Origin of the sequence: Paracoccus halophilus (assembly GCF_000763905.1) — a bacterium.
Classification (GTDB): Bacteria; Pseudomonadota; Alphaproteobacteria; order Rhodobacterales; family Rhodobacteraceae; genus Paracoccus; species Paracoccus halophilus.
Genome location: NZ_JRKN01000005.1, coordinates 40,310 through 55,750, shown reverse-complemented (window position 1 = coordinate 55,750; position 15,441 = coordinate 40,310). Strand labels below are relative to the sequence as shown.

Annotated in this window: 17 protein-coding genes; 8 read left to right on the top strand and 9 right to left on the bottom strand. The window is 67.4% G+C overall.

The window, feature by feature from the left end; all coding sequences use genetic code 11:
• The first annotated feature begins 73 nt into the window (after window positions 1-73).
• Window positions 74-937, top strand: coding sequence for a methylenetetrahydrofolate reductase [NAD(P)H] (gene metF / locus IT41_RS05015; RefSeq protein WP_036739172.1), 864 nt, complete (start codon window positions 74-76; stop codon window positions 935-937).
• Between the two features lie 110 nt (window positions 938-1,047).
• Here the strand turns inward: metF and IT41_RS05010 are convergent, their stop codons facing one another.
• The gene (locus IT41_RS05010; RefSeq protein WP_052081278.1) at window positions 1,048-2,181 is read right to left on the bottom strand and encodes a DUF2235 domain-containing protein; all 1,134 of its coding nucleotides are present in this window, start codon (window positions 2,179-2,181) and stop codon (window positions 1,048-1,050) included.
• 41 nt (window positions 2,182-2,222) lie between these two features.
• Window positions 2,223-3,377 carry a type III PLP-dependent enzyme gene (locus IT41_RS05005; protein WP_036739171.1) on the bottom strand — a complete coding sequence of 385 codons (1,155 nt, stop codon included), beginning with the start codon at window positions 3,375-3,377 and terminating at the stop codon, window positions 2,223-2,225.
• A gap of 138 nt (window positions 3,378-3,515) precedes the next feature.
• Here IT41_RS05005 and IT41_RS05000 point away from each other — a divergent pair, with 138 nt between their 5' ends.
• On the top strand, window positions 3,516-3,947 hold the full coding sequence (locus IT41_RS05000) for an Lrp/AsnC family transcriptional regulator (protein WP_036739170.1): 432 nt from the start codon (window positions 3,516-3,518) through the stop codon (window positions 3,945-3,947).
• On the opposite strand, the gene rsmD is transcribed toward IT41_RS05000, so the two are convergent.
• Together rsmD and IT41_RS04990 are read right to left on the bottom strand one after the other, a co-directional pair.
• Window positions 3,944-4,510, bottom strand: coding sequence for a 16S rRNA (guanine(966)-N(2))-methyltransferase RsmD (rsmD, locus tag IT41_RS04995; protein WP_036739169.1), 567 nt, complete (start codon window positions 4,508-4,510; stop codon window positions 3,944-3,946). The two genes, IT41_RS05000 and rsmD, sit on opposite strands and share 4 nt — an antisense overlap.
• Complete coding sequence (locus IT41_RS04990) at window positions 4,510-5,712, bottom strand: NAD(P)/FAD-dependent oxidoreductase (protein WP_036739340.1); 1,203 nt, start codon at window positions 5,710-5,712, stop codon at window positions 4,510-4,512. The genes rsmD and IT41_RS04990 overlap by 1 nt, the downstream gene beginning before the upstream one ends.
• Window positions 5,713-5,787: 75 nt before the next feature.
• Here IT41_RS04990 and IT41_RS04985 point away from each other — a divergent pair, with 75 nt between their 5' ends.
• The gene (locus IT41_RS04985) at window positions 5,788-6,270 is read left to right on the top strand and encodes a peroxiredoxin (RefSeq protein ID WP_036739168.1); all 483 of its coding nucleotides are present in this window, start codon (window positions 5,788-5,790) and stop codon (window positions 6,268-6,270) included.
• On the opposite strand, the gene IT41_RS04980 is transcribed toward IT41_RS04985, so the two are convergent.
• Window positions 6,204-6,917 (bottom strand): winged helix-turn-helix transcriptional regulator, encoded by a 714-nt coding sequence (locus IT41_RS04980; RefSeq protein ID WP_036739167.1) that lies wholly within the window; start codon window positions 6,915-6,917, stop codon window positions 6,204-6,206. The genes IT41_RS04985 and IT41_RS04980 overlap by 67 nt on opposite strands.
• A gap of 90 nt (window positions 6,918-7,007) precedes the next feature.
• Here IT41_RS04980 and IT41_RS04975 point away from each other — a divergent pair, with 90 nt between their 5' ends.
• The 3 genes from IT41_RS04975 to IT41_RS04965 all read left to right on the top strand — a co-directional run bounded on the left by IT41_RS04975 (window position 7,008) and on the right by IT41_RS04965 (window position 11,012).
• Complete coding sequence (locus tag IT41_RS04975) at window positions 7,008-7,364, top strand: DUF1428 domain-containing protein (protein ID WP_036739166.1); 357 nt, start codon at window positions 7,008-7,010, stop codon at window positions 7,362-7,364.
• Window positions 7,365-7,379: 15 nt separating this feature from the next.
• Window positions 7,380-7,802, top strand: a complete 423-nt coding sequence (locus tag IT41_RS04970; RefSeq protein WP_036739165.1) for a VOC family protein — start codon at window positions 7,380-7,382, stop codon at window positions 7,800-7,802.
• Between the two features lie 120 nt (window positions 7,803-7,922).
• Window positions 7,923-11,012, top strand: coding sequence for a valine--tRNA ligase (locus tag IT41_RS04965; RefSeq protein WP_036739164.1), 3,090 nt, complete (start codon window positions 7,923-7,925; stop codon window positions 11,010-11,012).
• A gap of 55 nt (window positions 11,013-11,067) precedes the next feature.
• Here IT41_RS04965 and IT41_RS04960 read toward each other — a convergent pair whose 3' ends face one another.
• On the bottom strand, window positions 11,068-11,760 hold the full coding sequence (locus tag IT41_RS04960; protein ID WP_036739163.1) for a sirohydrochlorin chelatase: 693 nt from the start codon (window positions 11,758-11,760) through the stop codon (window positions 11,068-11,070).
• On the bottom strand, window positions 11,753-12,313 hold the full coding sequence (locus tag IT41_RS04955) for a DUF4202 domain-containing protein (protein ID WP_036739339.1): 561 nt from the start codon (window positions 12,311-12,313) through the stop codon (window positions 11,753-11,755). The genes IT41_RS04960 and IT41_RS04955 overlap by 8 nt, the downstream gene beginning before the upstream one ends.
• Before the next feature lie 90 nt (window positions 12,314-12,403).
• Here IT41_RS04955 and IT41_RS04950 point away from each other — a divergent pair, with 90 nt between their 5' ends.
• Complete coding sequence (locus IT41_RS04950) at window positions 12,404-12,913, top strand: NnrU family protein (RefSeq protein ID WP_036739162.1); 510 nt, start codon at window positions 12,404-12,406, stop codon at window positions 12,911-12,913.
• On the opposite strand, the gene IT41_RS04945 is transcribed toward IT41_RS04950, so the two are convergent.
• A complete protein-coding gene (locus IT41_RS04945) occupies window positions 12,897-13,919 on the bottom strand; it encodes an NAD(P)/FAD-dependent oxidoreductase (RefSeq protein WP_036739161.1) in 1,023 nt (340 codons plus the stop codon). The genes IT41_RS04950 and IT41_RS04945 overlap by 17 nt on opposite strands.
• A gap of 46 nt (window positions 13,920-13,965) precedes the next feature.
• Here IT41_RS04945 and mnmC2 point away from each other — a divergent pair, with 46 nt between their 5' ends.
• Window positions 13,966-14,622: a tRNA (5-methylaminomethyl-2-thiouridine)(34)-methyltransferase MnmC2 gene (mnmC2, locus tag IT41_RS04940; RefSeq protein WP_036739160.1), complete on the top strand. Its 657-nt coding sequence runs from the start codon at window positions 13,966-13,968 to the stop codon at window positions 14,620-14,622.
• Here the strand turns inward: mnmC2 and IT41_RS04935 are convergent.
• Entirely contained in the window at window positions 14,619-15,338 is a 720-nt protein-coding gene (locus IT41_RS04935; protein ID WP_036739159.1) for a rhomboid family intramembrane serine protease, read from the bottom strand. The genes mnmC2 and IT41_RS04935 overlap by 4 nt on opposite strands.
• Window positions 15,339-15,441: the final 103 nt, after the last annotated feature.

Below are 15,441 nucleotides of genomic sequence, written 5' to 3'. Positions count from 1 at the left end.
CACGATCTTGAAGATTATGAATTTGTCTCACGTCGCGGGGCATGTCACAAGCCCCGCGAGAAAGGATCCCGCCATGTCCCAGCCCGCCGTCAGTTTCGAGTTCTTTCCGCCCCGGAATCTGGACCAGTCCTTTCGGCTGTGGGATACCGCGCGGGCGCTGGCGCCGCTGGCGCCGGATTTCGTCTCGGTCACCTATGGCGCGGGCGGCACCACGCGGCAGCTGACGCATGAGGCGGTGACGGCGCTGGCCAGCCATTACGGGCTGAACGTCGCCGCGCATCTGACCTGCGTCGACGCCACGCGCGAGCAGACCCTGCAGATCGTGGCCGATTACGCCGCCGCCGGCGTGCACGAGATCGTCGCGCTGCGCGGCGATGCCCCTCAGGGGCATGAGCGCTTTACCCCGCATGCCGACGGCTTCGCCAGCTCGGTCGAGCTGATCGCGGCGATTGCCGAGCGCGGCGACATGACCATCCGCTGCGGCACCTATCCCGAGCCGCATCCCGACAGCGCCGATAGTGCGGCCGATGTCGCCTGGCTCAAGCGCAAGGTGGATGCCGGGGCCAGCAGCGCGATCACGCAGTTCTTTTTCGATGCCGACACGTTTTTCCGCTTTCGCGATGCCTGCGCGGCGGCGGGGATCGATGCGCCGATCCTGCCGGGCATCCTGCCGATCCAGAGCTGGGCCGGCGCGCGCCGCTTTGCCGAGCGCTGCGGCACCAGCGTCCCGCAATGGGCCGAAGAGGCCTTTGCCGGCGCCGGCAGGGAAGGCGAGGCCGCGCTGGCGCTGGAGGTCTGCGTCAGGCTGTGCGAGCAGCTGGTCGCGGGCGGAGTGGACCGGCTGCATTTCTATACGCTGAACAAGCCCGAACTGGTGCTGAAGGTCTGCGCGGCGCTTGGCATTCACCCGAATGGCGATCTTTCCGACGTCGCCTGATCAGCAGCCAGAGGCAAAAGGCCAACTCCCGCCCGGCTGGTCTGAAAGTCCGCCTGCCCTGATGTGACCCGGGGGCCATGCGCGCAAGCCCGGCCCGTCACGGCAAATCCTCAGGATTCCGGCTGGGCCGGGAAATCGGCCGGGGCAGGGCGCGCGCTCCCCGCCGGCGATCTGTTCCCGGTCGGCTCCGCATCCGCGTCCCGGCGCGAGGCAGGGCGCAGATTGCGCCGCGGCCGCTCGGGCCCCGCCGCGGCCAGGCTGCCGGTCAGCAGGGCGGGGCCGGTATAGGGCCGGGGAACGGTCTGGTGCAGCATCTCGGACGGGTCGGCGCCGGCAAGGCGCGGCGCGCGCGCCAGAAACGCCTTGCCCCAGTTGCGCCACGATCCGATCGAGGGCGCCGTGGCATCGCAGGGGAAATGTTCGCGCCAGCCATCGGGCAGCGGCAGGCCAAAGCTTTCCGCCCGCGACAGCATCCAGACCAGCGGGATATTGGCCAGCGGGCGCGCATATTCCAGCCCGGCCAGCTGCCCGCCCACATCGGGGTGGCAGCCGCGAAACCACATCTGTTCGACCCGGCCCGGGGCGTTTTCGCTGTCCCAGAGGATCGGCTGAAAGGCGGCGCGGGTTTCGTCCAGCGCCAGCGCCTGCACGCCATGTTCGACCGTGCGGCCCAGCTGGCCGTCATGAAAGCGGAAACGCGGCTCGGTCAGCAGCCACAAGAGCGGCAGCCGCAGGCCAAGCGCCATGACCGTATCAAAGACGCCGATCATGCGGATGGGCACCCGGTCGTGACAGATGGCCGGGTCCAGCCGCTGCGCCTGACCGTAACCGCCGGCCTTGTACAGGCTCCAGGCCTTGCGGATATTGGCCTTGCTGGCATGAGGCGCCTTCAGCAGCCCGACATGGCCGATCATCCCGGCAAGCGAGCGCGCGCCAAAGGCGCCGCGCGAATAGCCGAACAGGAACAGCGGATTGCCGGGGCGCCATTTATGGGCCAGCCAGCCATAAGCCTCGCATATCGCGCGCTCCAGCCCGACGCCCATGGCCAGTTCCGGCAGGGTGCGCCATGCCTCCCATTGCTGGCCCGGCTCATAGGACAGCTGAACGGGGGCGGGCAGGGCGCCGTATTCGCCGGTCAGCAGCGCGTGGATGCGCGCGATCGAAGACCTTCGCCCCTCGGTCAGCGAGGCGAAGGTTCCGTCCAGCAGGACGACCTGGGTTCTTGGCGGCGCAGGCGATTCCATGGCCTTACGCTAGCACGCAAAAATCAAGGGTCTATGAATCGCTAATCAAGTGCGTTCACGGTCAGGTGTGCCATCTGGCCAAATCCGTTGAAACGGGTGTTGGTGACGGTGGAATAGGCGCCGGAGCCGTGAAAGATGACGTAATCGCCCTCTTCGATATCGCCGGACAGGGACAGTTCGCCCGGCAGCCGGTCCACGGAATCGCAGGTCGGGCCGAAGATGGTGCGCGAGACGGGGGCGCTGTCGCGGGTCACGCCCTGCGGGGTGACGACCTGAAGCCGGTCGAGATTGCCGATCATCGGCAGCTCGAACAGCCCGCCATAGACCCCGTCATTCAGGAAGATATTGCCGCCGTCGCGTACCGCCTTCACGCGGGTGATCAGCGAAAACGCATCGGCGCAAAGGCCGCGGCCGGGCTCGCAGACCAGTTCCGGCGCCTTTTCCCCAAAGACCCGGGCGGTGACGCGGCCGATCAGTTCGAAGATCGCGGCCAGATCCGGCTCGACCCCGGTCACGCGATGCGACGGGAAACCGCCGCCGACATTCAGCCGCCGCGCGGTGACGCCGGCCATGTCGCAGATCTCGGCCGCGGCGAGGATATAGCTTTCCCAGGCGGCCGGATCGACGCATTGCGTGCCCGGATGGAAGGTGAGCGAGGGGATATAGCCGCGATCGGCCACGGCGCGCAGCAACTCCGCCGCCAGTTCCGGCGTGGCGCCGAATTTGGAGCCGAAATCATAGGCCGCGCCCAGCACCGGCAGCTTGAACCGGGGCGAGATTTCAGACCCGGCGGGCACGCGCCCGAGCAGCTTTTCCAGCTCGGACTGGCTGTCCACCGACCACGAGGTGATGCCCGCCTCGGCGGCATGGGCGATCTCGGCCCTTGAGCGCACCGGGTTGTGGTAATGGCGCGCGGCATTCGGGGCCAGCCGGCCGATCAGGTCGATCTCATAGGGCGAGGCGACGTCGAAGCCGCTGATCCCGGCGGCGGTCAGGGTGCGGATCACCGCCTCGTCGGGATTGGACTTGACGGCATAGGTCACCAGACCGGGAAAGCCCTGCAGAAAGCGTTGCGCATTCGCGCGCAGGACGGCGGGCGCAAACGCCATGACCGGGTTTTCCGGGGTGAGGCGGCGGATGATCTCGGTCGGGTTGGCCCAGACGGTCTTGGGGCCGCGGCCCTCGGTCAGTCCCATCGGCATGTCCTTCCTGTTGGCGTGTCGGGTGAAACAAGTCTGCGCCCTATGGGTTCCGGTTGCTGCAATGAAAAGGGTGGAATCATTCGCCGGGGTGGTTAATCTGACGAAAATTTCGGCAATATGACGGGTGGCGGCATGGACGAGCTTGATCGGGGCATTCTTGCCCATCTGGGACAGGATGCCCGCATGTCGGTCGCGGTGCTGGCGCGGCGGCTCAGGGTCGCGCGCTCGACCGTGCAGGCGCGGCTCGAGCGGCTGGAAACGTCAGGCGCCATAGCGGGTTATACCCTGCGGCTGGGCGACACCGCGCGCGAGAACCGGATCCGCGCGACCTGCCTGCTGAGCATCGAGCCGCGCGCGCAGGCGGCGATCCTGACCCGGCTGCGCAGCCTGCCCGAGGTCGAGCGCATCCACACGACCAGCGGCCGCGTCGATCTTTTGCTGCAACTGGCCGCCATATCGACCAGTCAGCTGGACGATGTGCTTGACCGGATCGGCGGTTTGTCCGGGGTGAAATCCAGCGAAAGCTTGATCCACCTGTCCACCAAGCTGGATCGCGCCACCTAGCTGTGTTCCCGGCGCAACAGCGTGACCACGCTGTCGCCATATCTGCGCTGGTCGATCGGGGTCAGCCCGGCGACCGGGGCGGCGGGCGCGGACTCCTCGTGGACGACCATGCCGCCGGGGGCGATCCAGCCGCCCGCCAGTGCCGATTCCAGCGCCCTTTCGCCCAGCCCCATGCCATAGGGCGGATCGAGAAAGACCAGACCGTAGGGCGCGCCGCGATTCTCGCCCAGCCGGGTGGCGTCGCGGCGCCAGACATCGGTCGCGCCCATGGCGCGCGCCCGTTCGATATTGGCGCGCAAAAGCGCCCGCGCCGCCACGCCGTCATCGACGAAGGCCACCCGCGCGGCGCCGCGCGACAGCGCCTCAAGGCCCAACGCGCCGGTGCCGGCGAACAGGTCCAGCACCCGCGCGCCTGGGATCGGATTGCCGTGATTGCCGTTGACCAGCAGGTTAAAGATCGATTCGCGGACCCGGTCGGTGGTCGGGCGCAGATGCGCCTGTGCATCGCCCGCGCCGACATCGGCCAGCTTCAGCCCGCGCAGGCTGCCGCCGATAATGCGCATCACATCAGCGTCTTGAGGTCGGCGGCCTCGGCCACGGCCTCGGGCGCGGGCGATTTGCCGGCCTCGATCAGGCGCTTGCCGATCATATAGGCGCGGGGTTCGTTCAGCGCATCGACCGCGACCAGCCGCCCGGCGCGGTAATACCAGACCGAGCCGGCATGTTCGGCCGCGCCCGGCCGCATCACCACGCGGTCATAGCCGGTATTCAACCCGGCGATCTGCAACTTCGCGTCGAACTGATCCGACCAGAACCACGGCTTTGGCGCATAATCCCGCTCCGCGCCCAGCATGTTGGCGGCGACCGCCTCGGCCATGTCGATGGCATTGCCGACGCTTTCCAGCCGCATCCGCCCGTCCGGGCAGGGAAAGCTGGCGCAATCCCCCGCCGCCCAGATCGCGGGATCCGAGGTCCGGCCCCTGCCGTCCGCGGCAATGCCGTTCTCGATCGCCAGCCCGGCGGCCTCGGCCAGGGCGGTTTCCGGCGCGATGCCGATGCCGCAGATCACCAGATCGGCGGGCAGGAGGCGGCCATCGGCCAGTTCCACGCCATCGGCGGCGCCATCGCCGGTGATGCGGGCAATGCCGGTGCCCTCGGCGATCTCGACGCCATGCGCGCGGTGCAGGGCGCGGATCAGATCGGCGGTCTCGGGCGCGGCGACGCGGCCCAGGATGCGCGGCGCGGCCTCGACCAGCGTGACCTCAAGGCCCAGTTTGCGGGCCACGGCGGCCGCCTCGAGCCCGATATAGCCGCCGCCGATCACCACCAGCCGGCGGCCCGGCGTCAGCACGGGTTTCAGCCCGGCGATATCGGCCAGATTGCGCACCACATGGACGCCGGGCAGGGCGCCGCCGATCGCCGCCGGCAGGCGGCGCGGGCTCGCGCCCAGCGTCAGGGCCAGCGCGTCATAGGGGTATTCGCCCTTGTCGGTCGCCACCGTCTTCCGGTCGCGGTCGATGGCGGTCGCGCGTTCGCCCAAGCGCAGGGTGATGCGGTTCTCGTCCCACCAGTCCGCGCCGCGCAGGGTCAGCCGGTCCAGCCCCATCTCGCCCATGAGATAGGCCTTGGACAAGGGCGGGCGCTGATAGGGCGGCTCGGGCTCTTCGCCGATCAGCGTGATCGCCGCCTCATGTCCCGATGCGCGCAGTTTCGCCGCCAGTGAGGCCGCTGCCTGACCTGCGCCAAGGATCACGATGTTCATTATTCGCCCTCGCTGGTTTGCCTGCTGCGCAGAGCCTATAGTCGGCATCGGATCGATGCAATTCACGGAGGAACGCAGATGTCCATTTCCAAAGGCGATAAACTGCCCGCAGGCGGCCTGCTCAAGCCCGGCGCCGATGGCCCCGAGCCGTTCGATGCCGCCGAACTGGCCACGGGCCGGGTGGTGATCTTTGCCGTGCCGGGCGCCTATACGCCGACCTGCACCAATGCGCATATGCCCAGCTTCGTGAAGAATGCCGGCAAGCTGCGCGACAAGGGCGTGTCGCGCATCGTCTGCATCACGGTCAATGATCCCTTTGTCGCCGGCGCCTGGTCGCGCGACACCGGCGCCGGCGCGGCCGGGGTCGAGGTGCTGGCCGATGCCGATGGCAGCTATACCCGGGCGCTGGGCATGGATATCCAGGGCGATGGCTGGATCAACGGCCGCTCGAAACGCTATGCCATGCTGGTCGAGGATGGCGAGGTCGCCGAGGTTCAGGTCGAGGAATCGCCGGGCAGCTGTTCCGTCTCGTCGGGCGAATCGCTTTTGTCCCTGGTCTGAGCCTGCAGGCTGAACAGCGACGCGAAATCCTGCGCGGCGGCCCTGTCGCCACGCAGTGCGATCTGGCCCGAGGCGGCCATGGCGGCCGGGCCGGGTCCATAGATCGCATAGGCCAGCGCATTGCCGCTGCCCTCCAGCAGGAAATCGCCCCCGGGCTTGCGCGCCGCGCGAACGACGGGCGCGCCGTCATCGGCCAGCGCCACCTCGAACCCCTCCTGCCCCGAGACGAGGCCGGCGCGCAGCGGTGACCCCGCCGCCCGCCGCCGATCCACCGTCGCCGAGATCGAGATCATCAGCCCCGAGACGCTGATGAAGCGCGTCGGATCGTGCCCCGGCATCGTCAGCGCCCAGCGGCACAGCTCGCGCAGGACCGGATGCAGCGCCCGGCCGGCGCCGGTCAGCGCATAGATCCCCAGCACCTCGTCATGGCTGACCACGCCCGCGCCGACCAGTTGCGCCAGCCGCTGGCTCAGCACGCTGGCGGTGATGCCGGGCATGCCGGCGCGAATCATCTGGAACCGCTTGGGCGCGAACATCAGTTCGCGCACCACCAGCAGCGCCCAGCGGTCGCCGATCAGGTTCAGCGCATGCGCCCCCAGACAGGCCTCGTCATAGCGCAATCGCGGATTTTTGCCAGCGTCAGTCATGTTTCAATATTAATAGTTGTTTTTTACTACTTCAAGTGTCAGCCTCCGACTCACCGCGCTTTTCGCGCCCGACATCGCAAGGGAAAAGAGATGACCTATTATTCCGGCTTCCTGCTGGCTGTGCCGACCGCCAACAAGCAGGCCTTCATCGACCATGCCCGCAAATCCTGGCAGTTCTTTCGCAAAAAGGGCGCGCTGCGCATGGTGGAAAACTGGGGCGTGGACGTGCCGCGCGGCAAGGTGACGGATTTCTACATGGCAACCCAGGCCAGGGAGGATGAAGCCGTCCTGTTCTCCTGGGTGGAGTGGCCCGACCGGGAAACCGCCGACGCGGCCTATGCGTCGATGATGGAAGATCCCGACATGCAGGATATGGGCGAGATGCCCTTTGACGGCATGCGGATGATGTGGGGCGGGTTCGAGCCTGTCCTGGACGAAACCGCCTGACGCGCGAGGTTGCAGATGCCCTTCATCCCCTATCTTTCCTTTCAGGGCCAATGCGCCGAGGCCTTTGCCTTTTATGGCAAGGTCTTCGGGGCCGAGCCCGTCACCAGCCCGTTTTCCGAGGCGCCCGCCGATAGCGGCGCGCCGGACCTGCCGCCCGAGCAGCGCGACTGGCTGATGCATGCCCAGATCGACACGCCCGACGGCGTGCTGATGGGCGCGGACATGCCGCCGCAATTCGGCGGACAGGCGCAGGCCGGGGTCTCGATTTCGGTCACGCGCGAGGATGAGGCCGCGGCGCGCGCGCTGTTCGATGCGCTGGCCGAGGGCGGGCGCGTCACCATGCCGCTGGGGCCGACCTTCTTCGCCCGCGGGTTCGGGATGTGCACCGACCGCTTCGGCACCAGCTGGATGATTAGCCACGGCATGGCGGATTGCTAGCAGGGGGGCGGGCACGGGTTCTGCCGTCCCTGTCGCTGCGGCCCGCGCGCGCCCTTCCATCCGGGCTTGGCCTTTTCCCTGCGTTTCGCTATCCCCTTGGCAATTCAAGGGGTGATCGGGATGGCCATGGAAAAGAACTTCGACGCGACAACCGCCGAGGCGCGGATCGCGGGTGAATGGGAACGGACGAATGCCTTTGCCGCCGGGGCCAATGCCTCGCGTAGCGAGACCTTTACCGTGATGATCCCGCCCCCCAACGTCACCGGCAGCCTGCATATCGGCCACGCGCTGAACAACACGCTTCAGGACATCCTTGTCCGCTGGCACCGGATGCGCGGTTTCGACACATTGTGGCAGCCCGGTCAGGACCATGCCGGCATCGCCACGCAGATGGTGGTCGAGCGGCAGATGGCCGAGCGCCAGGAGCCGGGCCGCCGCGAGATCGGCCGCGACGCCTTTGTCGAAAAGGTCTGGGCGTGGAAGCAGGAATCCGGCGACACGATCATGAACCAGCTGAAACGCCTTGGCGCCAGCTGCGACTGGTCGCGCAATGCCTTCACCATGTCGGGCGCCCCCGGTGCCCCCGCCGGCGAGGAAGGCAATTTCCACGACGCCGTGATCCGCGTTTTCGTGGATCTCTACAACAAGGGCATCATCTATCGCGGCAAGCGGCTGGTGAACTGGGACCCGCATTTCGAGACCGCGATTTCCGACCTCGAGGTCGAGAACCGCGAAACCCCCGGCCATATGTGGCATTTCAAATACCCGCTGGCCGGCGGCGAGACCTATGAATATGTGGAACGCGACGCGGACGGCAACGTCACCCTGCGCGAGATGCGCGACTATATCAGCATCGCCACCACGCGCCCCGAGACCATGCTGGGCGATGGCGCGGTGGCCGTGCATCCCGACGATGCGCGCTATGCCCCCATCGTCGGCAAGCTGTGCGAGATCCCGGTCGGTCCCAAGGAATACCGCCGGCTGATCCCGATCATCACCGACGATTATCCCGATCCCGATTTCGGCTCGGGCGCGGTCAAGATCACCGGCGCGCATGATTTCAACGACTATGCGGTGGCGATGCGCAACGGCATCCCGCTTTATGCGCTGATGGATACCAAGGGCGCGATGCGCGCCGACGGGTTGCCCTATGACGAAAGCGCCGACATCGCCACCCGCGCGGCACGCGGCGAGGATGTCGGCGATGTCTCGAACGTCAACCTTGTCCCCGAGGATCTGCGCGGCCTTGACCGGTTCGAGGCCCGCAAGGCGGTGATCGACCAGATCAATGTCGAGGGGCTGGCGGTCACCTATCTGCACAAGGAAATCGACAAGGAGACGGGCGCCGAGCATCTGGAACGCCGGCCGCTGGTCGATGCGAAACCGATCATGCAGCCCTTTGGCGACCGCTCGGGCGTGGTGATCGAGCCGATGCTGACCGATCAGTGGTTCGTCGATACGCAGCGCATCGTCGGCCCGGCGCTTGAGGCCGTCCGCGACGGTCGCACCCGGATCCTGCCCGAGCAGCATCGCAAGGTCTATTTCAACTGGCTGGAGAATATCGAGCCCTGGACGATTTCCCGCCAGCTCTGGTGGGGGCATCAGATCCCGGTCTGGTACGGGCTGGACCTGTCGCTGGAGGGCCAGGTCGATGACGATCATGACGGCGCGCTGGACGAGGTGGAAATCTTTGCGCTGCTGGAGGAAGGGCTGGTCCATCGCGACGAGATCCATCGTGCCGCCGCCCATTTCCCGGAGGTGGTCGAGCAGTTCCGCGACAGCATCGCCGGCCTGCCGCAGCCGCTGGAAATCAGCCGCGTGATCGAGGTTGCCGACCGTGCCGCCGCCATTGACGCCTTTTCGCAGGGGCTGGCGGAATACAACCTGTCGCAGGACCCGACGAAACTGGTCTATCCGGTCTGGCGCGACCCCGACGTCCTCGACACCTGGTTCTCATCCGGTCTCTGGCCCATCGGCACGCTGGGCTGGCCCGAGCCGACCGAGGAAATGCGCAAGTATTTCCCGACCGATGTGCTGGTCACCGGCTTTGACATCATCTTCTTCTGGGTCGCCCGGATGATGATGATGCAGTTGGAGGTCGTGGGCGACATCCCCTTTCACACGGTCTATGTCCATGGCCTCGTGCGCGACGAAAAGGGCGCGAAGATGTCGAAGTCCAAGGGCAATGTCATCGACCCTCTGACGCTGATCGACGAATATGGCGCCGACGCCATGCGCTTTACCCTGACCAGCATGGCCGCGATGGGCCGCGATCCCAAGCTGGGCCCGAAACATGTCGAGGCGAACCGGAACTTTGTCACCAAGATCTGGAACGCCACCCGCTTTGCCGAAATGAACGGCGTGCGCGGCGGCGTTGTGCGGCCCGCGCCCCGGCATGTGGTGAATCGCTGGATCATCGGCGAGGTCGCGCGCATCCGCATCGCCACCGATGAGGCGCTGGAAACCTATCGTTTCAACGATGCGGCGACCGGGCTTTATGCGTTCGTCTGGGGCAAGGTCTGCGACTGGTATGTGGAATTCTCAAAGCCGCTGTTCGACGGCGAATACCGGGATGAGACGCTGGCCACGATGGGCTGGGTTCTGGATCAGTGCTATACCCTGCTGCATCCGATCATGCCCTTTGTCACCGAAGAGCTTTGGGCGCTGACGGGGGATCGCGCCCGGATGCTGGTCCATGGCGACTGGCCCGAATACGGGGCCGAGCTGATTGACGCGGATGCCGACCGGCAGATGAACTGGGTGATTTCGCTGATCGAGAATATCCGCTCGGCCCGGGCGCAGATCGGTGTGCCGGCGGGGGCGCGTCTGGATCTGATCGTGACCGAGGCGGACGAGGCCGCGCGTGCCGCATTGGCCGGCAACGCGCCCCTGATCGAGCGCCTGGCGCGGGTGAACGCACCGAAGGATGGTGCGATGGCGCAAGGCATGATCTCGGTCGCGGCCTTGGGGGCGAGTTTTGCCCTGCCGGTCGGCGATATCATCGACGTTCAGGCCGAAACCGCGCGGCTGGAGAAATCCGTGGCCAAGGCGGAAAAGGATGCAGGCGGGCTGCGCGGGCGGCTGGGCAATCCGAAATTCGCCGAGAATGCCGGGGCCGAGGTGATCGAGGAAACCCGCGACAAGCTGGCCGCGCTGGAGGACGATATCGCCCGGATCAGGGCGGCCCTTGCGCAGCTGGCCGCGATGTAGGCGGGCCTTACTGCCTGTGGCGCGGGCGGCATGGATATTTGGATGAAGAAGAAAGTCAGGGCCGTTCCGAAAGGGCGGCCTTGATGCTGTTTGCGATCATTTCGGGGACGGTGGCGGCCAGACCGACCGGGGGCAGGGTGATGCCCTGGAAGGCGGCCTTCTTCAGTGCTGCGGGCAGGTCGTCGGTGACATGTTCGGCGCGGGTCGCGAAAAGCGGCAGGCAGATGCTGCGCGCGGGCAGGTTTCGGGCGGCCTCCGTGATATAGGGGCTTTCCTCGATGAAGCCGCAGCTTGCGGCGGCGACATGCGTGGCGAGGCTTTGGGCCATCGCCTGCGCGGCCTGGGCCGGGGCGCGGGACCGGCCCGAGCCATGGGCGGCGATCAGCAGGTGGGTTTCGGCCAGTGGCCAGCCTTGCTGGTGGGCGGCCTTGGCGATCAGCGCATGGCACAGCGCGGGCAGGCCGGGATCAGCCCCAAAGGGCGGCAGGATGCGTGCGTTTGCCGCGCCTGCAAGGGCAAGCCGGCGGGGCAGCTCGCTGCGCGTGAACCAGCCCGAGGCCATGAACATCGGATAGATCAGCGTGTCGTCCCGGGCGATATCCAGCGCGCCGGGCATGGCCAGCGTCGCGCCCCTGACCTGCGCCTGCGGCATATGGGCGGCGACCGAGGCGGCAAGGGCCTCGACCGCCTGTTGCTGAGGGCCGGGATCGCCAGGCTGGCCATGGGCGACGATCAGCGCGCTAGTCACGGAAGGATGCCGAGAAGGGTTCGGGGATGGTGAATTCGGTCAAGGCGCGGGCGCGGGCCATGGCCGACATCTTGCGCGCCGTCCGCTCGACGATGCGCTGCATTTCCTGCGCGTCGCGGGTCTGGGAAAACGGTCCCATATACCAGCGGATGAAGGTGAAGCAGGCCACGTCCTCCAGCGCCTGCACGTCCTCGTCGCGCTTGATGCCCTGTTTGGTCAGCATCTTTTCGGCATGTTCGATATCGCTGTCCGGATAGCCGGCATCGCGCATGATTTCGGCCACCCGGGCGGCATGGCGGCGACCCTGTTCCGTGCGCCATTTCAGGTAACCGGGGCGGTCCATGGGGAAATCCTTGCGCGGCAGTTTCCAGCGCTCGATATGCTGGCCGCGGCAGGCGATGCGCAGGGGCTCGGCGGCACCGGGGTAAAGCGCCTCTTGCTCGGCCGTCATGCGCTGGCCGTAGAGCAGTTCGTCGGGCTGGCCGTCGGTCCGGTTGGGGTCGGCGGCATTGGCCTTGTCGATGGCGTCGAAAGCGGTCTGAAGGCGGGTCATCTGCATCCTTTCTTTGCGCCATCATGCCGCAGGGGGCTGCGGCGTCAACGCGGATTGCCGCCTGCCGGGCGCGGCGCTAGGGTCCGGGTCATGGAATGGGCGGAGTTTTCCCTGGCGCTGGCGGCATTTCTGGGATCGCATGTGATCCCGGCGCGGTTTCGCGGCCCGCTGATCGCAAGCCTCGGCAAGCGCGGCTATGTGCTGGGCTACAGCGTGCTGTCGCTGGCGCTGCTGTACTGGCTGATCCTGGCAGCCGGGCGCGCGCCCTTTGTCGAGATCTGGCCGCATCAGCAATGGATGCGCTGGCTGGTCAATATCGTCATGCCGGTGGCGGCGGTCGCGGTGGCCGTCGGTGGCATGACCGGGCTGATGGCGGGATTCGCGCTGTGGGCGGGCGCGCATCTGGTTGCGAACGGGGATCTGGCCCATGTCATCCTGTTCGGCCTGCTGCTGGTCTATGCGCTGTTCGGGCTGGCGGTGATGCTGCGCCGGGGTGCCGTGCTGCGGCTGCGTTGGAGTTATATCGTGGTGGCGCTGCTGGTCTGGGCGGTGCTGTTCCACCTGCACCCGCTGGTGATCGGGGTCAGCCCCCTGCCGTGACCGGAGGCAGGAAACCCGCCGGGATACGGTCCCGCCCGTCAAGGATCAGGTCGGCCAGCATGGCCGCGCAGGCGGGCGCCATGGCCAGCCCGATCTTGAAGCCGCCATTGGCGATGTAATGCTCCGGCCGTCCGGGCCACGGCCCGACCATGGGCGCGCGGGATTTCGCCCGGGGCCGAAGGCCTGCCCAGCGGTCGATCACCGGCGCATCGGCCAGCGCCGGGCAGAGCGCACGGGCCTTGTCGATCAGCGCATCAAGCTGGCTGTCCGTGCCGCAATCCGCCACATCGCGTTCCGAGGTCGAGCCGATGGCCAGCGTCCCGTCCGCATGGGGCACGATATGCAGCCCGTCGGCAAAGACCTGCGGCTGGTGCGGCGCGTCAAAGGCCAGCAGTGCCGACTGCCCCTTGACGCCATTGCCGCCAAAGGGGGCAAGGCCCGCGACCCCGGTGGCCCAGATCGCGGGGGTATCGGGGGTGGGGGCGCTGCCCTCGACGATCTCGCCCCCTTTGGCGCGGATCGCGGCGGCCAGCGCGGCGCAGGCGCGGCGCGGGTTGATCCGCGCGGTCAGCCGGTCCACCAGCCACAGCCCCGAGGGCGAGGCGGGAACCAGCGCCGCATCCGGCGTCCCGGTCATCTCGATCGCGGCCCAATCGGGCCAGTTGACACGCCCGGCTTTGATGCGGTCGCGCATGCGGGCCTCGGCCCCCATGGGGACAGGCTGGATGCGGCCGGTGCGCCCATAGCCCGGATCCGTGCCGCCGGCCCGGGCCACCTCGGCCCACCAATCCGCGGCCTTGATCAGCGCCTCAAGCTGCACCTGTTTCTTGGCGTTCCAGTTTTCCGGCGCATGCGGGGCCAGCGCGCCCACATGCCCGCCCGAGGCCCCGGCACCGATATGCGCGACCTCATGGACCGCGACCGGCTGGCCCCGGCGCAGCAATTCCCAGGCACAGGACAGGCCAAAGATGCCCGCCCCGGCGATCACCCGTTTTTCGCTTGCCATATCGCCGCCTCTTGCCGCATCTGCCCGGGAAAAGGAGTTAACGCGGATGGATCAGCAGGGCCAGAGCGGCGCCGATCTGGATTGGCGCGAGGGGGGGATCCCGGTCTCGCGCCGCTTTGACGATCCCTATTTCAGCCTGAATGGCGGGCTGGCGGAAACGCGGCATGTGTTTCTGGCCGGCAACGACCTGCCCGCGCGGCTGCGCCCCGGGTTTCACGTCGCGGAACTGGGCTTCGGCAGCGGGTTGAACCTGCTGGCGCTGGCGCAGGTGGCGACAGTGCCGATCCGCTTTACCAGCTTCGAGGGCTTTCCGATGTCCCCGGATGAACTGGCCCGCGCACATGCCGCCTTTCCGGAGCTGCCCGGGCTGTCGCAGGAACTGCGCGAAGGCTGGCCCGCGCGGGGCTTTACCGTCGGGCAGGTGACGGCCGAGGTGATCGGGGGCGATGCCCGCGATGCCCTGCCGGCATGGCCGGGCCGCGCGGATGCCTGGTTCCTGGACGGTTTCTCCCCCGCCAAGAATCCCGAAATGTGGGACGATGCCCTGATGGCACAGGTTGCCCGCCATACCGCGCCGGGCGGCACATTCGCGACCTATACGGCGGCGGGGCATGTGCGACGCGCGCTGGCGCAGGCCGGCTTCACCGTTACCCGCGCGCCCGGTTTCGCCGGCAAACGCCACATGACCCGGGGCTGCCTTTAGCGGCGGACCCGGGGGATGCGGCTCGCCGCGTAATTGACCGGCGGATGCGGCGGGCGGCCATGGGTGCGGCTCCAGAAGGAGGCGCCGCCAAGGCGCAGAAGGACCGGCACGGCCAGCACCATGCCGGCGATGAAGCCGGCGATATGCGCGATATAGGCAACCCCGTCATCCGCCTGCACCGCCTGCGCGACAAGCTGGATCCCGAACCAGACCATCAGCAGCACCCAGGCCGGGATGGTAAAGCGCTTGATGATGATAATGATGATCGCGATCACATCGACACGGGCGCGCGGAAACAGCAGCAGATAGCCCCCCATCACCCCCGCGATCGCGCCCGAGGCGCCGACCATGGGCACCGTGCTGAACGGATCGGACAGGATCTGCCCGCCCGCCGCCGCCAGCCCGCAGACCAGGTAAAAGACCAGAAAGCCCAGATGGCCCATCTGATCCTCCAGATTGTCGCCGAACACCCACAGGAACAGCATGTTGCCGGCGATATGCATGATGCCGGCATGCAGGAACATATGGGTGACCAGCCCCCACAGCCACGCGCCTTGCGAAATGGCGGCGGGATACAGCGCCAGCCATCCCCACAGCTCGCCCATGGCGCCGGCCCAGGGCATGGTCAGCAGGAACATCGCGACATTGGCAAGGATCAGCGCGTTCCTGACATAGGGCGTACGCTCGGAGGGGTTGTGATCGCGGATCGGGAACATGGGCCTGCCTTGGACTGACCGGCGCAGGGTGAAGCAAGCGCGGTGATAGCGCAAGCGGCCCTGTTCGGCGCCGGGGCGGGCGTATAGCATCGCCGCGAATCGT